This is a genomic window from Vibrio sp. S/42/10 (genome assembly GCF_029890535.1).
In the GTDB taxonomy this organism is placed as follows: Bacteria; Pseudomonadota; Gammaproteobacteria; order Enterobacterales; family Vibrionaceae; genus Vibrio; species Vibrio cyclitrophicus.
The window spans coordinates 32,358-49,386 of the sequence record NZ_JAKMZC010000020.1 but is presented as its reverse complement, the minus strand read 5'-3'; the positions used below and the strand labels follow the sequence as shown (position 1 = coordinate 49,386).

17 protein-coding genes are annotated in these 17,029 nt (G+C 44.9%); 2 read left to right on the top strand and 15 right to left on the bottom strand.

The features are described 5' to 3' along the window. The first annotated feature begins 2 nt into the window (after window positions 1–2). Window positions 3–1,547: a threonine ammonia-lyase, biosynthetic gene (gene ilvA / locus L8S15_RS18705; RefSeq protein ID WP_016767538.1), complete on the top strand. Its 1,545-nt coding sequence runs from the start codon at window positions 3–5 to the stop codon at window positions 1,545–1,547. Window positions 1,548–1,646: 99 nt separating this feature from the next. Here ilvA and punR read toward each other — a convergent pair whose 3' ends face one another. Beyond that, window positions 1,647–2,561: a DNA-binding transcriptional activator PunR gene (punR, locus tag L8S15_RS18700; RefSeq protein WP_010433246.1), complete on the bottom strand. Its 915-nt coding sequence runs from the start codon at window positions 2,559–2,561 to the stop codon at window positions 1,647–1,649. Between the two features lie 163 nt (window positions 2,562–2,724). Here punR and punC point away from each other — a divergent pair, with 163 nt between their 5' ends. Further along, window positions 2,725–3,936: a purine nucleoside transporter PunC gene (gene punC, locus L8S15_RS18695; protein ID WP_010433243.1), complete on the top strand. Its 1,212-nt coding sequence runs from the start codon at window positions 2,725–2,727 to the stop codon at window positions 3,934–3,936. A gap of 78 nt (window positions 3,937–4,014) precedes the next feature. Here the strand turns inward: punC and glmU are convergent, their stop codons facing one another. From glmU to mnmG, 14 genes are all read right to left on the bottom strand, one after another. Beyond that, window positions 4,015–5,376, bottom strand: coding sequence for a bifunctional UDP-N-acetylglucosamine diphosphorylase/glucosamine-1-phosphate N-acetyltransferase GlmU (gene glmU / locus L8S15_RS18690; RefSeq protein WP_010433241.1), 1,362 nt, complete (start codon window positions 5,374–5,376; stop codon window positions 4,015–4,017). A 183-nt stretch (window positions 5,377–5,559) separates the two neighbouring features. Continuing rightward, a complete protein-coding gene (locus tag L8S15_RS18685) occupies window positions 5,560–5,982 on the bottom strand; it encodes a F0F1 ATP synthase subunit epsilon (RefSeq protein WP_010433239.1) in 423 nt (140 codons plus the stop codon). A gap of 18 nt (window positions 5,983–6,000) precedes the next feature. Continuing rightward, the gene (atpD, locus tag L8S15_RS18680) at window positions 6,001–7,404 is read right to left on the bottom strand and encodes a F0F1 ATP synthase subunit beta (protein ID WP_009848119.1); all 1,404 of its coding nucleotides are present in this window, start codon (window positions 7,402–7,404) and stop codon (window positions 6,001–6,003) included. Window positions 7,405–7,438: 34 nt separating this feature from the next. Further along, entirely contained in the window at window positions 7,439–8,305 is an 867-nt protein-coding gene (gene atpG / locus L8S15_RS18675; protein ID WP_009848120.1) for a F0F1 ATP synthase subunit gamma, read from the bottom strand. Between the two features lie 48 nt (window positions 8,306–8,353). Next, on the bottom strand, window positions 8,354–9,895 hold the full coding sequence (atpA, locus tag L8S15_RS18670) for a F0F1 ATP synthase subunit alpha (protein WP_010433235.1): 1,542 nt from the start codon (window positions 9,893–9,895) through the stop codon (window positions 8,354–8,356). A 13-nt stretch (window positions 9,896–9,908) separates the two neighbouring features. Beyond that, the gene (gene atpH / locus L8S15_RS18665; RefSeq protein WP_010433233.1) at window positions 9,909–10,442 is read right to left on the bottom strand and encodes a F0F1 ATP synthase subunit delta; all 534 of its coding nucleotides are present in this window, start codon (window positions 10,440–10,442) and stop codon (window positions 9,909–9,911) included. 15 nt (window positions 10,443–10,457) lie between these two features. Further along, the gene (gene atpF, locus L8S15_RS18660; protein WP_010433231.1) at window positions 10,458–10,928 is read right to left on the bottom strand and encodes a F0F1 ATP synthase subunit B; all 471 of its coding nucleotides are present in this window, start codon (window positions 10,926–10,928) and stop codon (window positions 10,458–10,460) included. A 59-nt stretch (window positions 10,929–10,987) separates the two neighbouring features. Further along, window positions 10,988–11,245 carry a F0F1 ATP synthase subunit C gene (atpE, locus tag L8S15_RS18655; RefSeq protein ID WP_004411110.1) on the bottom strand — a complete coding sequence of 86 codons (258 nt, stop codon included), beginning with the start codon at window positions 11,243–11,245 and terminating at the stop codon, window positions 10,988–10,990. Window positions 11,246–11,294: 49 nt separating this feature from the next. Then, window positions 11,295–12,092: a F0F1 ATP synthase subunit A gene (gene atpB / locus L8S15_RS18650; protein WP_009848124.1), complete on the bottom strand. Its 798-nt coding sequence runs from the start codon at window positions 12,090–12,092 to the stop codon at window positions 11,295–11,297. 8 nt (window positions 12,093–12,100) lie between these two features. Continuing rightward, window positions 12,101–12,490, bottom strand: coding sequence for a F0F1 ATP synthase subunit I (locus L8S15_RS18645; protein ID WP_010433210.1), 390 nt, complete (start codon window positions 12,488–12,490; stop codon window positions 12,101–12,103). A 191-nt stretch (window positions 12,491–12,681) separates the two neighbouring features. Continuing rightward, window positions 12,682–13,563 (bottom strand): ParB/RepB/Spo0J family partition protein, encoded by an 882-nt coding sequence (locus L8S15_RS18640; RefSeq protein ID WP_010433208.1) that lies wholly within the window; start codon window positions 13,561–13,563, stop codon window positions 12,682–12,684. A gap of 23 nt (window positions 13,564–13,586) precedes the next feature. After that, the gene (locus L8S15_RS18635; protein WP_010433205.1) at window positions 13,587–14,360 is read right to left on the bottom strand and encodes a ParA family protein; all 774 of its coding nucleotides are present in this window, start codon (window positions 14,358–14,360) and stop codon (window positions 13,587–13,589) included. 14 nt (window positions 14,361–14,374) lie between these two features. Next, entirely contained in the window at window positions 14,375–15,007 is a 633-nt protein-coding gene (gene rsmG / locus L8S15_RS18630; RefSeq protein ID WP_016767540.1) for a 16S rRNA (guanine(527)-N(7))-methyltransferase RsmG, read from the bottom strand. Beyond that, the gene (gene mnmG / locus L8S15_RS18625) at window positions 15,007–16,902 is read right to left on the bottom strand and encodes a tRNA uridine-5-carboxymethylaminomethyl(34) synthesis enzyme MnmG (protein WP_010433200.1); all 1,896 of its coding nucleotides are present in this window, start codon (window positions 16,900–16,902) and stop codon (window positions 15,007–15,009) included. The genes rsmG and mnmG overlap by 1 nt, the downstream gene beginning before the upstream one ends. Between the last annotated feature and the right edge of the window lie 127 nt (window positions 16,903–17,029).

Sequence of the window (17,029 nt, the reverse complement as noted above, 5' to 3'; positions counted from 1 at the left end):
CTATGAGTGATGACGCCTCCAGTCCCCAGAAACAAACTGGCGCAGATTATCTGCGTCAGATCCTGAGAGCGCCAGTTTACGAAGCGGCGATTGTGACACCTCTACAGGATATGCCACGTTTAAGTGCTCGAATTGGTAACCTGGTTCAGCTAAAACGCGAAGATCGCCAACCTGTGCACTCGTTCAAGTTGCGTGGTGCCTACAACATGGTATCAAGCCTCAATGAGCAACAGAAAGCCGCTGGTGTGATTGCGGCATCGGCTGGTAACCACGCTCAAGGCATGGCACTGTCGGGTTCTAAATTGGGTATTCAGACCACGATTGTGATGCCAAAAACCACACCAGACATCAAGGTTGATGCGGTACGTGGATTTGGCGGTAATGTTGTTCTGCACGGCAGTAACTTTGATGAAGCGAAAGCGGAAGCGGAACGCCTTTCGGCTAAACATGGCTACACTTTTGTTCCTCCTTTCGATCACCCATTGGTGATTGCTGGGCAAGGTACGATGGGTATGGAGATGCTGCAGCAAAACGGCCACATGGATTATATCTTTGTGCCTGTTGGTGGCGGTGGCTTAGCGGCTGGTGTTGCTGTGTTAATCAAGCAGCTGATGCCAGAGATTAAAGTCATTGCGGTTGAACCGGAAGACTCGTCTTGCTTGAAGGCAGCGCTGGATGCAGGCGAGCCTGTGGTCCTGGATCAAGTCAGCATGTTTGCAGATGGCGTTGCGGTTAAACGTATTGGCGAAGAAACCTTCCGGCTTTGCCAGCAGTACATCGATGGCCATGTTGCGGTTTCTAGTGATGAGATCTGTTCTGCGGTTAAAGACATCTTTGAAGACACCCGTGCGATTGCCGAACCTTCGGGAGCACTTGCTCTGGCTGGCTTGAAAAAGTTTGCTGAGCAGAACCAACTGCAAGGCAAGCAACTGGCGACGGTACTGTCTGGTGCTAACACCAACTTCCACGGTCTGCGCTATGTGTCTGAACGTTGTGAGTTAGGTGAGAAGCGCGAAGGTTTGCTTGCGGTGACTATCCCTGAGCGACAAGGGGCATTCCTAGAGTTCTGCAATATTATTGGCGGCCGAGCGGTGACGGAGTTTAACTACCGCCACAACGACGAAAGCCTAGCGAATATCTTCGTTGGTGTACGACTGCAAGGTGGTCAAGAAGAGCTCGAGCACATCATCAATGACCTACGTGAGGGCGGCTATCCAGTCGTCGACCTTTCTGATGATGAGATGGCAAAACTGCACATTCGCTACATGATTGGCGGCAAACCATCGAAGCCATTGAAAGAACGCCTATACAGCTTTGAGTTTCCGGAATACCCAGGTGCCTTGATTAAGTTCCTTGATACCTTAGGTACCCATTGGAACATCAGCCTGTTCAACTATCGTAACCACGGTGCCGATTATGGTCGCGTATTGTGTGGCTTCGAACTTGGCGATGATGATTTAGCTCAGTTCTCAACACATTTACGAGAGCTTGGTTATCAGTGTAAAGATGAAACCGATAACCCTTCTTACAAGTTCTTCTTGTCTTAAGAATTAAGCTATCGAACCAAAAAGAGCGAGTTTTTACTCGCTCTTTTTATTGGTGAATATTCAGCTCAAGCTTGAAAAAGATCATCTTATAAAGAGTTATTAGATCGCCTTTCGATGATCCAACCAATCTTGATGAAGTTGCTCACTCGATCCTAAGTACTTCACCATCCATTCGATCAATTTATGGTTATCGTCTTTTCGCCACACCAAACAGCAATGACTCTGCGGGCTTGGTTCTGGCAGTATTTTCTCCACCAGCAAGCCTTGCTCGATAATAGGCGCGGCAATGTGCCTTGGCATGTAACCTACACCAACGCCATTTTTTAGACATTCAATCGCACTATACCAGTTAGGTAACAACAGTCGCCTTTGATTCGAAAAGTGTCCTGTGTGTCGCTTAGGCAGTACACTAGAAGTATCATCCAAACATATTGCTGGGTATTGGCTAACAAACGCTTCATTAAGGTTTTGCTCACGGACGCATGGGTGACTTGGCGACATCACAAATGCCCAATCTAAACGCCCCATATCCTTTACTTCGAAGTCGCCACCGACCGGAATCGCCGAAGTGGCTCCAATGACGACATCCGCCCTGCCCTGTGCAATGGCTTCCCAAGAACCATTAAACACTTCCATGTTGATCTGCAGCTCAGCGAACTCAAAGGTTTGATAAAACTCTTCAATCATCGGCTTCATCTTATCGAGCTTAACCACGTTATCGAGCGTTAGGCGCAAGGTTTTCTTCCAACCACGTGCCGCTCGGCGAGTCTGGGCACTGACCTCCTCCATCTGTCTCAGTAACGCACGTGCCTCTTCAATGAACAACTCACCTGCTGGTGTCAGCTCTACCTTTCTCGGTAAACGTCTGAAAAGTAGAACATCCAGTTCTTGCTCGACTTGCCGAACACCATAGCTGATCGCTGAGGGTACTTTGTGTAATTGCTCTGCAGCCGCAGTAAAACTGCCTAAGCGAGCAACCGTATCGAGCATTTCTAAAGAGGATTTAGAGAACATAAGCCTTCAAAATTTTTGATTGATAACCATATATTTTAGCGTTTTATTTTATCAGTTCTGAAAAATAGAATGTCAGCATAAACAAACAGGGACTTTAACCTCTGTATATCAAACAATTTTTTTGATGATAAAAACATCACTACCTTTAGTTTAATGGCATCTTATGAATATTTCTAAATTTCAATTGGTCTATCTTGCAGTTCTCTCAATGCTTGGTTTTATCGCGACTGATATGTACCTCCCTGCATTTAAGGCAATGGAGATTGATTTCGCAACTGGTCCAGAACAAATCGCACTGTCTCTAACCGTATTCCTTGGCGGTATGGCAATGGGTCAACTTCTTTGGGGTCTAGCGAGTGACAAGTATGGCCACCGAAATACACTGGCGGTTGGTCTTGTTATCTTTACTGCAGCGTCATTCGGCTTAGCATTCAGCACCGAGGTATGGCACCTACTGACACTACGATTCATTCAAGCAATCGGTGTATGTGCCCCAGCGGTAATCTGGCAAGCAATGGTTATCAAGCGCTACTCGCAAAGCAGTAGCCAGCAAATTTTTGCGACTATCATGCCTTTGGTAGCGCTATCTCCTGCACTAGCACCTCAGTTAGGTGTGTTGCTAGCAGACAGTTTTGGTTGGCACAGTATCTTTATCACATTGACGCTAATGGGCGCATTGTTGATCGCAACGACCATGGCTCAACCAAAAGAAGCGCCAGAAGTAAAACAAACATCGATCAAAACCGACATCAAAGCACTGCTTCATTCAAAGCCATACATGGGCAACGTATTGATGTTTGCATCGGCGTCAGCTGCGTTCTTCGCTTATCTAACGGGTATGCCAGAGATCATGGCTCAACTGGGTTATGAAGCAAAAGATATAGGCCTTAGCTTCATTCCACAGACAATTGCATTCATGGCTGGTGGTTATTTCGGTAAGCAAGCAGTGAAGAAGTACGGTGATGGTGTGGTACTAAGAAACCTTATCGGCTTGTTCAGCGTAGCGGCGATGCTTATCTTTATCGCATCACAGTGGGAACTGACATCAATCTGGCCTCTACTAGCACCTTTCTGTTTGATTGCTGTAGCAAATGGCGCACTTTACCCAATCGTGGTAAACCGTGCTCTATCAAGTGCCAAGCAAAGCCCAGCAACGGCGGCTGGTTTACAGAACAGCCTGCAAATCAGTATCAGTGGCCTATCAAGTGCCTTGGTGGCAGCAATGGCTAGCCAAGCATTGAGCGCAACAGGTATCGCAGTGGTAATTTGTTTAGGTGCATTGTGGGTTGGCTACATCATTTCAAACAAAGAGCTATCTGAACATTTCGCTACACCGGATAACTCTCGAGTGGTGACAGATGAGAAACAAGACTAGTTTCTAATCCAATCCCCAAAAAAAAGAGCGATATTATTCGCTCTTTTTCATATCTAGATAATCATGTTTATTACGAGACTATTTTTTCTTAACCGGACGTTGCCAGTTCGCGATCTTGCGCTCTTTAGCTCGGCTGATAACTAATTCATTTTCAGCAACATCACGAGTTACTGTAGAGCCAGCACCAACGGTAGCGCCGTTGCCAATAGTAACTGGTGCGATTAATTGGCTGTCTGAGCCAACAAATACGTCGTTGCCGATGATAGTCTTAAACTTATTAGCACCATCGTAGTTACAAGTAATTGCACCCGCACCTACGTTTACACGCTGACCAATTTCAGCATCGCCTAGATACGTTAAGTGGTTCGCTTTAGAACCTTCACCAAGGCGAGTGTTCTTCACTTCTACAAAGTTACCAACGTGCGAGTTATTACGCATGTCAGCACCAGGGCGTAGACGAGTGAAAGGACCAACCGTACAGTCTTCACCGACCGTTGCACCTTCAATTACGCTGTATGGACGAACGATGGTGTTGTCATCAATCTCACAGTCTTTCAATACACAACCCGTACCGATAACCACGTTGTCGCCGATGCTTACGCTGCCTTCGATGATAACGTTAGTATCAATCTCAACATCCATACCGCACTGCAATTCACCACGCAAATCGAAACGGCTTGGGTCGCGTAACATTACGCCTTGCTTCAATAGCTTATCAGCCTGCTCAGCTTGGTAAGCGCGCTCTAAACGAGCCAGTTGAGAGCGGTCGTTCACGCCTTCCACTTCAATAGGGCTTACCGGGTGTACTGCTTCAACGGCACGACCTTCATCGTGAGCTGCAGCAATAACGTCAGTCAGGTAGTATTCACCTTGTGCGTTATCGTTGCTTAGGCCTGACAACCAACGTTTCAGATCGCCACCAGTAGCAACCATAACGCCAGTATTGATCTCTTTGATAAGCTTCTGCTCATCCGTAGCGTCTTTTTGCTCAACGATAGCGACAACAGGACCGTTACGACGAATAATACGACCGTAGCCCATTGGGTTGTCCAACACGACCGTTAACAATGCAATACCACCGTTGGGTTGAGCGTCTAATAGATTTTCAATGGTTTCTGGAGAGATGAGAGGCACGTCGCCGTATAGCACAAGTACTTTTTCATCATCCGCGAAGTGCGCAGATGCTTGATCAACCGCATGACCAGTACCCAACTGCTCAGCTTGTAGTGCCCAGTTAACAGACTCTTCAGCTAAAACAGCTTTCATCTGATCACCACCGTGGCCGTAAACCAAGTTGATGTTTTGAGCGCCTAGCCCATTACAAGTGTCGATCACATGTTTCACCATTGGCTTGCCCGCAAGCGTATGCAGAACCTTTGGTGTGTTTGAATACATGCGAGTGCCTTTGCCCGCTGCGAGAATCACTGCGCTAAACTTCATTGTAAACCTATCCAACATTATTTTTATTAAGCCGATATTGTAACCGTTTTGGGTCTATAAATTAAATCTCAATCACACTAAACCATTATTAATACGTAAAACTGAACAATTTCGATGTATCAAAAATGCAAAAAGGCGACCCGTAGGTCGCCTTTATCTCAGAGCCAATAATCTTATAAAAGATTAACGGCGCTGCTTCGTCAGTTCGATAACTCGTAACTGAGCAATGGCTTTAGCCAGTTCACCGGCCGCTTGTGCGAAGTCCATGTCGCCATGCTGATTTTGGATATTCTCCACAGCCTTGCGCTTAGCTTCTTCCGCCTTTGCTGCGTCTAGTTCTTCACCACGGATAGCAGTATCAGCCAGTACAGTCGCTGTACCAGGTTGAACTTCTACCATACCACCAGAAACATAAATGATTTCTTCGTGGCCGTGCTGCTTAACAATACGCACCATACCAGGCTTGATAGCGGTCAGCAGTGGAGTGTGACCATGGAAAATACCAAGTTCACCTTCACTACCGGTCACCTGAAACGTTTCAACAAGACCAGAGAAAAGTTGTTTCTCTGCACTTACAACGTCTAGATGAAAGGTTATTGCTGCCATATCGCCTCCTAGTTAGCCTTATAGCTTCTTAGCATTCTCGATAGCTTCGTCAATTGCACCACAGTACATGAACGCTTGCTCTGGAATGTCATCGTATTCACCAGATAGAAGACCTTGGAAGCCACGTAGAGTCTCTTTAAGAGGTACGTAAACGCCTGGGTCACCTGTAAATACTTCCGCTACGTGGTAAGGCTGAGTTAGGAACTTCTCAATCTTACGAGCACGAGATACAACTTGCTTATCTTCTTCAGATAGCTCGTCCATACCTAGGATAGCAATGATATCTTTCAGCTCTTTATAGCGCTGAAGTGTAGACTGAACGCCACGAGCGATGTCGTAGTGCTCTTGTCCAACTACCAATGGATCCAGTTGACGTGAAGTAGAATCTAGCGGGTCGATCGCTGGGTATAGACCCATAGATGCGATATTACGGTTAAGTACTACCGTTGCATCCAAGTGAGCGAACGTTGTTGCTGGAGACGGGTCAGTCAAGTCATCCGCAGGTACATATACCGCCTGTACAGACGTGATAGAACCAGCTTTAGTTGACGTGATACGCTCTTGCAGAACACCCATTTCTTCAGCTAGTGTAGGTTGGTAACCTACCGCAGAAGGCATACGACCTAGAAGTGCTGATACTTCAGTACCTGCTAGTGTGTAACGGTAGATGTTATCAACGAACAGTAGAACGTCACGACCTTCGTCACGGAAGCGCTCTGCCATTGTTAGACCAGTCAGTGCAACACGTAGACGGTTACCTGGTGGCTCGTTCATCTGACCGTAAACCATCGCTACTTTTGATTCTTCAGGTTTTTCGATGTTTACAACACCTGCTTCCTGCATTTCAAAGTAGAAATCGTTACCTTCACGAGTACGCTCACCTACACCTGCAAATACAGATAGGCCTGAGTGTTGAAGTGCGATGTTGTTGATAAGTTCCATCATGTTAACGGTCTTACCTACACCAGCACCACCGAATAGACCGATTTTACCACCCTTAGCGAATGGACAAATCAAGTCGATTACTTTAACACCAGTTTCTAGAAGAGCTGTCTCGTTAGACTGCTCTTCGTAGCTTGGAGCTTCACGGTGAATGGCGTAATGCTCTTCAGCACCAATCTCGCCACACTCATCAATCGCGTCACCTAGGACATTCATGATACGACCCAATGTCTTAGTACCTACTGGTACTGAGATTGGAGCGCCAGTATTTTCAACTGTCAAACCACGACGTAAACCATCAGAGCTACCCATTACGATTGCGCGAACTACGCCACCGCCAAGTTGTTGCTGAACTTCAAGAACTAGACGCTCTTTCACTTCATTAACATTCAGAGCATCGTATACACGAGGTACTTCGCCCTGTGGGAACTCTACGTCGACTACCGCACCGATGATCTGTACGATCTTACCTGTAGCCATCGTTAATCCTCTAACTATTTAGTTTTACCTAAGCTTAAACCGCAGCTGCGCCTGAAACGATCTCAGAAAGTTCTTGTGTAATCGCCGATTGACGGGCTTTGTTATACACAAGTTCTAAGTCATCAATAATGTCACCAGCGTTATCTGTTGCTGATTTCATAGCAATCATTCGAGCTGCTTGCTCACAAGCAAGATTCTCGACCACACCTTGGTACACTTGAGATTCGACATAACGAACCAATAGTGCATCTAGTAGTGGTTTTGGCTCGGGCTCATAAATGTAGTCCCAAGAATGACTGCGTTTCATTTCTTCGCTATCTGATTTAGGCAAAGGAAGTAATTGATCGATCGTTGGTTCTTGAACCATAGTGTTTTCAAACTTGTTGAACACTACGAACAGGCGATCTAATTCGCCTTCATCATATTTCTTCAGCATAACGCTTACAGAGCCAATCAAGTCTTCAAGGCTTGGACGATCGCCCAGACCTGAAACTTGAGCTGCTACTTTCGCGCCGCTGTTGTTGAAAAATGCTGTTGCTTTAGAACCTACAATTGCAAGCTCTACATCAGCACCTTTCTCAGACCAATCTTTCATGTCGTTCATGGCTTTCTTGAACAAGTTAATGTTCAAACCACCACAAAGACCACGGTCTGTAGAAACGATGATGTAACCAACACGTTTGGCTTCACGTTCCTCAAGATAAGGATGCTTATACTCGAGGCTACCATTAGCCAAATGACCGATCACTTTACGCATTGTTTCTGCATATGGACGAGTAGCTTCCATTGCGTCTTGAGAACGACGCATTTTTGAAGCTGCTACCATTTCCATTGCTTTCGTAATCTTCTGTGTGCTTTTAACACTACCGATTTTATTACGTATCTCTTTTGCGCCGGCCATCGTTACTCTCCGTTAATGGTATGAGGTGGCCCTAAGACCACCTACCAATTACCAGGTCTGGGTTGCCTTGAAATCGTCAACAAGCTTCTTCAGCTCAGCTTCGATTTCTTTATTGAAAGCACCCGTTGTGTCGATCTGTGTTGCTAGATCGGCATATTGACCACGAGCAAACGACAGTAAAGCAGCTTCAAAATCTAGAACTTTTGACAGTTCAACATCTTGAAGGTATCCACGCTCTGCAGCGAAGATTACTAGAGCTTGGTCAAATACAGACATAGGAGCGTATTGCTTCTGCTTCATCAGTTCTGTAACTTTTTGACCGTGGTCTAGTTGCTTCTTAGTCGCTTCATCAAGATCCGATGAGAATTGTGCAAATGCAGCAAGTTCACGGTATTGAGCTAGAGCAGTACGGATACCGCCAGATAGCTTCTTGATGATTTTAGTCTGCGCCGAACCACCTACACGAGAAACTGAGATACCTGGGTCAACAGCTGGACGTACGCCGGCGTTGAATAGCTCAGTTTGTAGGAAGATCTGACCATCAGTAATCGAGATTACGTTCGTTGGTACGAATGCAGATACGTCACCAGCTTGCGTTTCGATGATAGGAAGAGCAGTTAAAGAACCAGTCTTGCCTGTCACTTCACCGTTAGTGAATTTTTCTACGTATGCTTCGCTTACACGAGCAGCACGCTCTAGTAGACGAGAGTGAAGGTAGAAAACATCACCTGGGAACGCTTCACGACCTGGTGGACGCTTAAGTAGTAGCGAGATTTGACGGTAAGCTACAGCTTGCTTAGATAGGTCATCATAAACAATCAGTGCATCTTCACCGCGATCACGGAAGTATTCGCCCATCGCACAACCAGCATACGGTGCAAGGTATTGCAGCGCTGCAGATTCAGAAGCCGATGCAACAACAACAACAGTGTTTGCTAGTGCGCCGTGCTCTTCTAGTTTGCGAACTACGTTAGCAATAGTCGACGCTTTTTGGCCGATAGCTACGTAGATAGAGAAAATACCAGAATCTTTTTGGTTAATAATCGCATCGATCGCCATTGCTGTTTTACCAGTCTGACGGTCACCGATTACTAGTTCACGTTGACCACGACCGATAGGGATCATTGAGTCAACAGACTTGTAACCAGTTTGAACAGGTTGATCTACCGATTTACGGTCGATTACACCTGGTGCGATAATTTCTACAGGCGAAGTCAATTTAGCTTCGATTGGACCTTTACCATCAATTGGCTCACCTAGCGTGTTTACAACACGACCAAGCATTTCAGGACCTACTGGTACTTCTAGAATACGACCAGTACCTGTAACTTTCATGCCTTCCTGTAGGTCAGCATACGGGCCCATTACAACAGCACCAACCGAATCACGGTTCAAGTTCAGTGCTAGAGCGTAACGGCCACCCGGTAGTTCGATCATTTCACCTTGCATCACGTCCGCTAGGCCGTGGATGCTAAGGATGCCATCGCTTACAGAAACGATAGTACCTTCATTGCGAGCTTCACTAACAACGTCGAAAGATTCAATACGTTGTTTAATTAGATCGCTAATTTCAGTGGAATTAAGTTGCATGCTCCAATCCCCATTAAGACTGCAATGCATCGCTCAGGCGGTCTAAACGACTGCGCGCTGAGTTATCGATGACTAGGTCTCCGGCTCGAATAATAACTCCACTAAGTAGAGTCTCATCTATACTGCAATTCAGCTGAACTTTGCGCGCAAGGCGCAGTTCCAATTTGCTGATAATGCTTGTGCGTTGTTCTTCAGAAAGTTCAACAGCTGAAGTAACTTCAACGTCGATCTCTTTCTCATACTCTTTTTTGAGTATAAAGAACTCTTTACAAACATCAGGAAAAGCCATTAAGCGGCCATTCTCTGCCATCACTTTAATTAAGTTCTGGCCGAATTCATCAAATTGTTCGCCACAAATTACAATGAATACTTCAGCTAATTTTTCAGCAGTCATAGAACCGCTTAATAAATTGTGAACATCATCATTTTGTGCCACTTCGGCAGCAAAAGTAAGCATTTGACCCCATTGGTCTAGCTCACCTTTATCTACCGCAAAGTCAAACGCTGCTTTAGCATAGGGGCGTGCGATTGTAGTCAAATCAGACATATACAGCCCCTTGCTTTAAAGTTTTGCAGTAATGTTGTTAAGAAGATCATCGTGTACATCTTTATCGATTGTACGCTCAAGGATTTTCTCAGCACCAGCTATAGCCAGAGTTGCGACTTGTTTGCGCAGGTCATCACGGGCACGTGTACGCTCTGCTTCAATTTCTGCTTCAGCTTGCGCTAAGATTTTCTGGCGTTCTGCCTGAGCTTCTTCGCGTGCTTCATCAATAATTTGAGCTTTACGTTTGTTTGCCTGATCAATAACCTCAGTTGCAGTGCGCTTTGCTTCTTTCATTTGCTCAGAAGCGTTGGCTTGTGCCAGGTTCAAGTCTTTAGCAGCGCGTTCAGCGGCTACAAGACCGTCAGCAATTTTTTTCTGACGTTCTTCAATTGCTTGCATGATTGGTGGCCATACATATTTCATGCAGAACCAAACAAACAGTGAAAAAGCAATTGCTTGACCTAGCAGAGTTGCGTTCATATTCACAACAGCTACCCCTCGTTAAGAATCAACTACAAAAATTTAATTAACTATTAAAGAGTTAATTAGCCTGCTAGTTGACCAACAAATGGGTTAGCAAACGTGAATAGTAGTGCGATTACGATACCGATCATTGGAACAGCATCCAGTAGACCAGCGATGATGAACATCTTAACTTGTAGCATTGGAGCCATTTCAGGTTGACGCGCAGCGCCTTCTAGGAATTTACCACCAAGAATAGCAAAACCAATTGCAGTACCTACGGCACAAAGACCAACAATAATAGCAACAGCGATTGCTGAAAAACTTAGTACAGTTTCCATTTACGTTCTCCGATTAACATTAATAGTTAGAATAAAGCTTAAAAATTTTTTAGTGATCACTATCTTCATGAGCCATTGATAAGTAAACGATTGTCAACATCATGAAAACAAACGCTTGAATCAATATAACTAAGATATGGAAGATAGCCCAAGGTAGTGCACCTACCCATTGTAAGTACCACGGTAGCATTGCCGCGATAAGAATAAACACCACCTCACCCGCAAACATATTACCAAATAAACGCATACCTAGAGATAGTGGCTTCGCTAATAACGAAATTACCTCAAGTACCAAGTTAAATGGGATCATGATTGGGTGATTAAATGGATGCAGTGCCAATTCTTTAGCAAATCCGCCTAGGCCTTTCACTTTGATGCTGTAGTAGATCATCAGAGCAAAAACACCCAAAGCCATTGCCATGGTTATATTTACATCAGCTGTAGGAACCACTTTCAAGTAAGGGATACCTAGCCAATGCTCTGCAGGATATGGTAAGAAATCGATAGGCACTAAGTCCATCAAGTTCATAATGATAATCCAGCAGAATATAGTCAGTGCTAGTGGGGCAATCAGAGGGTTGCGACCATGGAAAGTTTCTTTAACGTTGTCGCCAACGAATTCCACTACCATTTCAACAAAACACTGAAGCTTACCAGGTACACCTACTGTTGCTTTCTTAGCGACTGAGCGAAAAACCCAAAGGAATAACATCCCTGTCAACACCGAAAAAAACAGACTGTCTATATGTACGTTCCAGAAACTTGTCTCCTCTACAAGACCAAACTTAGCTAAAGAAAGGTTTTGTAAATGGTGTTCAATGTATCCGGATGCTGTTGGCGCAGCCATAACTCATCCTATTTTTTATTGTTAATGAAAAGCACTGGCGCAAAGATATTAATACCTAGAACCAGTAAATAGGTCAGTTTGAGGGGAATTAATTCCACCTGCATATACATGTAGACAATAGAGAATAGTAGAACTGTGATAAGGATCTTTAGTGCTTCGCCTGCGTAAAACGACGCCGCAACTAACTTAGTTGCGCGAGCTCCACAAAATAGGAAAGCACACACACAAAAAACCACATTCGCGATGACAAAAATACCGCCACCAACCAATGCAGCAAAACCCCAATCAGGATTAACAGCTAAACCTAACCCTATCGCCACTAATATAACCGCGCTAAGCTCGATCAATAACATTTGCTTTGCAAGCACTCGTCCTGGTCTTGCTAACGCCGCTACCATGTATTCGTTCCTCTTTAAGCCCACTTTACCACTCGCTTAAAAGCGTGCTGAGAAATTGGCGAAAATTATACGTTCAGCCAAATTGATTGCAATAAGAATGCAGCAATCATTTACATTTCTGTATACAAACCGACAACTTTTGTAAGAAATTACTTGTTTATTTCATAATTGACCTAAATCAATTATCTCATTTAGTACTCTAGTTTAGCAATAAGTTGCTCTAATTTGTGAGGCTCATCAAGAGTAATTGTCACTTTTGACTTACCGCTAACAGAACGAGTAACTGAAACGTTTGCTTGCAATTTTTCCGTGAGTCTTCGTGAAAGTTCGATGGCCTCAGTGTCTTCGGGCTTCGATTCAGCTTCAACGTCTGGTTTTAAGCACTTTTTGACAAGTTGCTCAGTTTGACGCACGGTCATTTTTTTGGTTGCTGCAGTATTCGCTGCCTCAACCTGGGTAACACCTTCAAGCGCAAGCAATGCTCTAGCATGCCCCATTTCTAGTTGTTTACTGGAAACTAAACCTTTTACTTCATTTTCGAGCTGATTTAGACGTAATAAGTTACTAACGGTAGCTCTGGATTTACCAATCACATCGGCGACCTGCTGATGTGTCAGTGAAAACTCGTTCTGCAAGCGCTCTAGCGCTTGTGATTCTTCGATAACATTCAGATCTTCACGTTGAATGTTCTCGATCAATGCCATCGCAATCGCGGCCTTGTCTTCTACTCTCTTGATCAAGCATGGAACTTGTTTAAGACCAGCTTGACGAGCCGCTCTCCAACGACGTTCACCAGCAATAATCTCAAATTGGTCGTGCGCTAAAGGGCGTACAACGATCGGTTGGATAATGCCTTGAGATTGGATAGATACCGCTAACTCTTCTAGCGCTTCCGGCGCAATATCCTTACGCGGTTGATATACACCTGGCTTTAAGCAACCGACAGCAAGTTCGATGAGCTCACCATCAGCCGATAACGCTTGACTATGAGAAGCTACTTGTTGTTTTTCACGAGCCAGAGAGCTAGTTGCAAGCAATGCATCTAGCCCCTTTCCTAAACCGCGCTTAGACATTGAGCGAATTCCTTTGGTTAGACCTATACTGGGACTTCTTCACGACGCAACATTTCGCCTGCAAGAGCAAGATATGCCTTCGCTCCTGCGGAATATTTGTCGTAGTACATTGCTGGCTTGCCATGACTAGGCGCTTCTGCCAGACGCACATTTCTAGGGATAACAGTTCGGTAGACTTTGCTACCAAAATGTTTTTTGAGTTGATCAGATACTTCGTTCGATAAGCGGTTACGAGGATCGTACATAGTACGTAGAAGACCTTCGATCTTAAGATTCTCGTTTACTACCGCAGCGAGTTTACTGATGGTATCCATCAACGCAGTCAAACCTTCCAATGCAAAATATTCACATTGCATCGGAACCAATACGGAATCAGCCGCAGCCATCGCATTGATTGTAAGCAGGTTTAAAGAAGGTGGGCAATCGATAAAGATGAAATCATAGTTATCGCGAACTGATGCGAGCGCGTTCTTAAGACGAACTTCACGAGCAAACACTTCCATTAATTTGATTTCTGCCGCAGTCACATCACCGTTTGCGGCGATGAGGTCATAATTGCCAGATGTACTCCGACAAACTACCTCATCAAATGGGGTGTCTTCAACCAACAAATCGTAAGCAGTTGCTTCAACCTGATACTTGTCGACACCGCTCGCCATAGTGGCATTACCTTGAGGATCGAGGTCAACAACCAATATCTTGCGTTTTGTTGCCGCCATTGATGCTGCCAAATTAATGCAAGTTGTTGTTTTTCCTACGCCACCTTTCTGGTTGGCAATTGCTACTATTTTACCCACTATGGCCTCGCTGATTATCCCTGACGCGATAAAGTAACTAGATGACGCTCTCCATCAAGCTCTGGTACTTGCAAAGCTTTAATGTCTGTCACTGAACACCATTCAGGTAACAGATCAATTTCGTCTCTAGGATGTTGTCCTTTAAGAGCCAAAAATACACCGGATTGCTCTTTAGGTAAATGGTGACACCACTCTACCATGTCTGTCATTGACGCAAACGCACGACTGAGCACTGCATCAAACTTTTCTTCAGGTTGAAATTCTTCAACGCGACTTTGAACCGGTACTACGTTGTCGATACCCAGCTCATGAATCACCTGCTTGATGAAACGAATACGCTTACCTAAGCTATCTAACAAGTAAAACTCACGGTCAGGGTTCATGATTGAGAGCGGAATCCCAGGAAGACCAGGGCCGGTACCGACATCAATAAAGCGCTTGCCTTGTAAGTGAGTGCTAACAATGATGCTATCTAAGATATGTTTCACCATCATTTCTTGCGGGTCACGAACAGACGTTAAATTATAGGCCTTGTTCCATTTATTGAGTAACTCAACGTAGCCCACTAATTGGCTACGTTGTTTTTCCGATACTTCAAGTTCAGTCTGGCCAATCAGGTGATCTAGTTTTTCGCGCAATACGCTCATTATGCTTCCTCACCTTTTTTCAACAGGCCATGCTTTTTCAGATAAACCAACAAAATCGAGATTGCAGCAGGTGTAATACCAGAGATACGCGATGCAATACCGATCGAGTCAGGTTTAGCGGTAGTTAGTTTTAGAACCACTTCATTAGAAAGCCCTTTTACCTTGCTGTAGTCGATGTCAGCCGGCAGTTTGGTGTTTTCATGACGCAGTGATTTTTCAATTTCATCTTGTTGACGCTGGATATAACCATCGTACTTTACTTGGATCTCAACTTGCTCAGACGCTTGTTGATCTTCCAGTGCCGGACCAAAACGATCCAATGCAGTTAGCTGTGAATAAGTCATTTCAGGGCGACGAAGAAGATCTTCACCGCTCGCTTCACGAGACATTGGTGTTTTAAGAATTTGGTTCAGTTGATCAATATCTTCAGATTTAGGATTAATCCACGTTTCTTTCAGACGTTGACGCTCTTTCTCCATGTTTTCTACTTTCTCATTGAATCGAGCCCAACGAGCGTCATCCACCAAGCCAAGTTCACGTGATTTTTCCGTCAAACGGATATCAGCGTTGTCTTCACGAAGGAGCAAACGGTATTCCGCGCGAGACGTAAACATACGGTAAGGTTCTTTGGTGCCCATCGTCGATAAGTCATCGATAAGAACGCCCATGTAAGCTTGATCGCGACGCGGGCTCCAGCCTTCTTTGCCTTGAGTAAACAAACTTGCATTGAGACCTGCCATCAAGCCTTGTGCAGCTGCTTCTTCGTAGCCAGTGGTACCGTTGATTTGACCCGCAAAGAATAGACCTTTAATAAACTTAGTTTCGTAAGTCAGCTTAAGGTCGCGAGGATCAAAGAAATCGTACTCAATCGCATAGCCAGGGCGAACGATATGAGCATTTTCAAAGCCCTTCATCGAACGAACAATTTGAACCTGTACATCAAACGGTAGACTGGTAGAGATACCATTCGGGTATAGCTCATGAGTCGTTAGACCCTCAGGTTCGATAAAAATTTGGTGACTGTTCTTATCAGCAAAACGCATCACTTTGTCTTCAATCGAAGGACAGTAGCGAGGGCCAATACCTTCAATCACACCCGCGTACATTGGGCTGCGATCTAGGTTAGCGCGAATAACGTCATGCGTATTTTCATTGGTATGCGTGATGTAACATGGAATTTGACGAGGCTGTTGAGTTCGGCTACCCATGAACGAGAAAACAGGCGTCGGGTTATCACCGTGCTGAACCTCAAGCTCAGAAAAATCAACGCTACGCGCATCGATACGAGGGGGTGTACCTGTTTTCAGGCGATCAACTCGGAATGGAAGATCACGAAGACGGTCAGCAAGTGCGATCGATGGTGGATCACCGGCTCGACCACCAGAAGAACTTTCCATACCAATATGGATCTTTCCGCCTAGGAAGGTGCCAACAGTCAGTACCACAGCATCAGCGCGGAACTTAAGGCCCATCTGCGTCACCACACCGACCACTTGATCTTGTTCAACGATCAAATCATCAACCGATTGTTGGAACAAAGTTAGGTTTGGTGTGTTTTCAAGAGCATTTCGAACAAAAGCTTTGTAAAGTGCGCGGTCAGCTTGTGCACGAGTCGCACGAACTGCAGGGCCTTTTGATGCGTTCAATGTTCTGAACTGAATACCTGCATGATCAATAGCTTGCGCCATTAATCCACCCATTGCATCGACCTCTTTAACCAAATGGCCCTTACCGATCCCGCCAATAGCTGGGTTGCAAGACATTTGTCCTAACGTATCGATATTATGAGTAAGTAATAACGTACTTTGACCAGTACGTGCAGATGCGAGTGCGGCTTCCGTTCCTGCATGGCCACCACCAACAACGATGACGTCAAATTTTTCGTGATAAAGCATGAACCAACCTCAGGTATTCAAATGTTTTCTAGACAGATAAAAAGGAGCGATATTCTACCTGTTTTCATAGCTTGAGAAAACGTTTTTGGAATTTTTCGAAAAAGCAGTTTTTAATTAATATAGATAA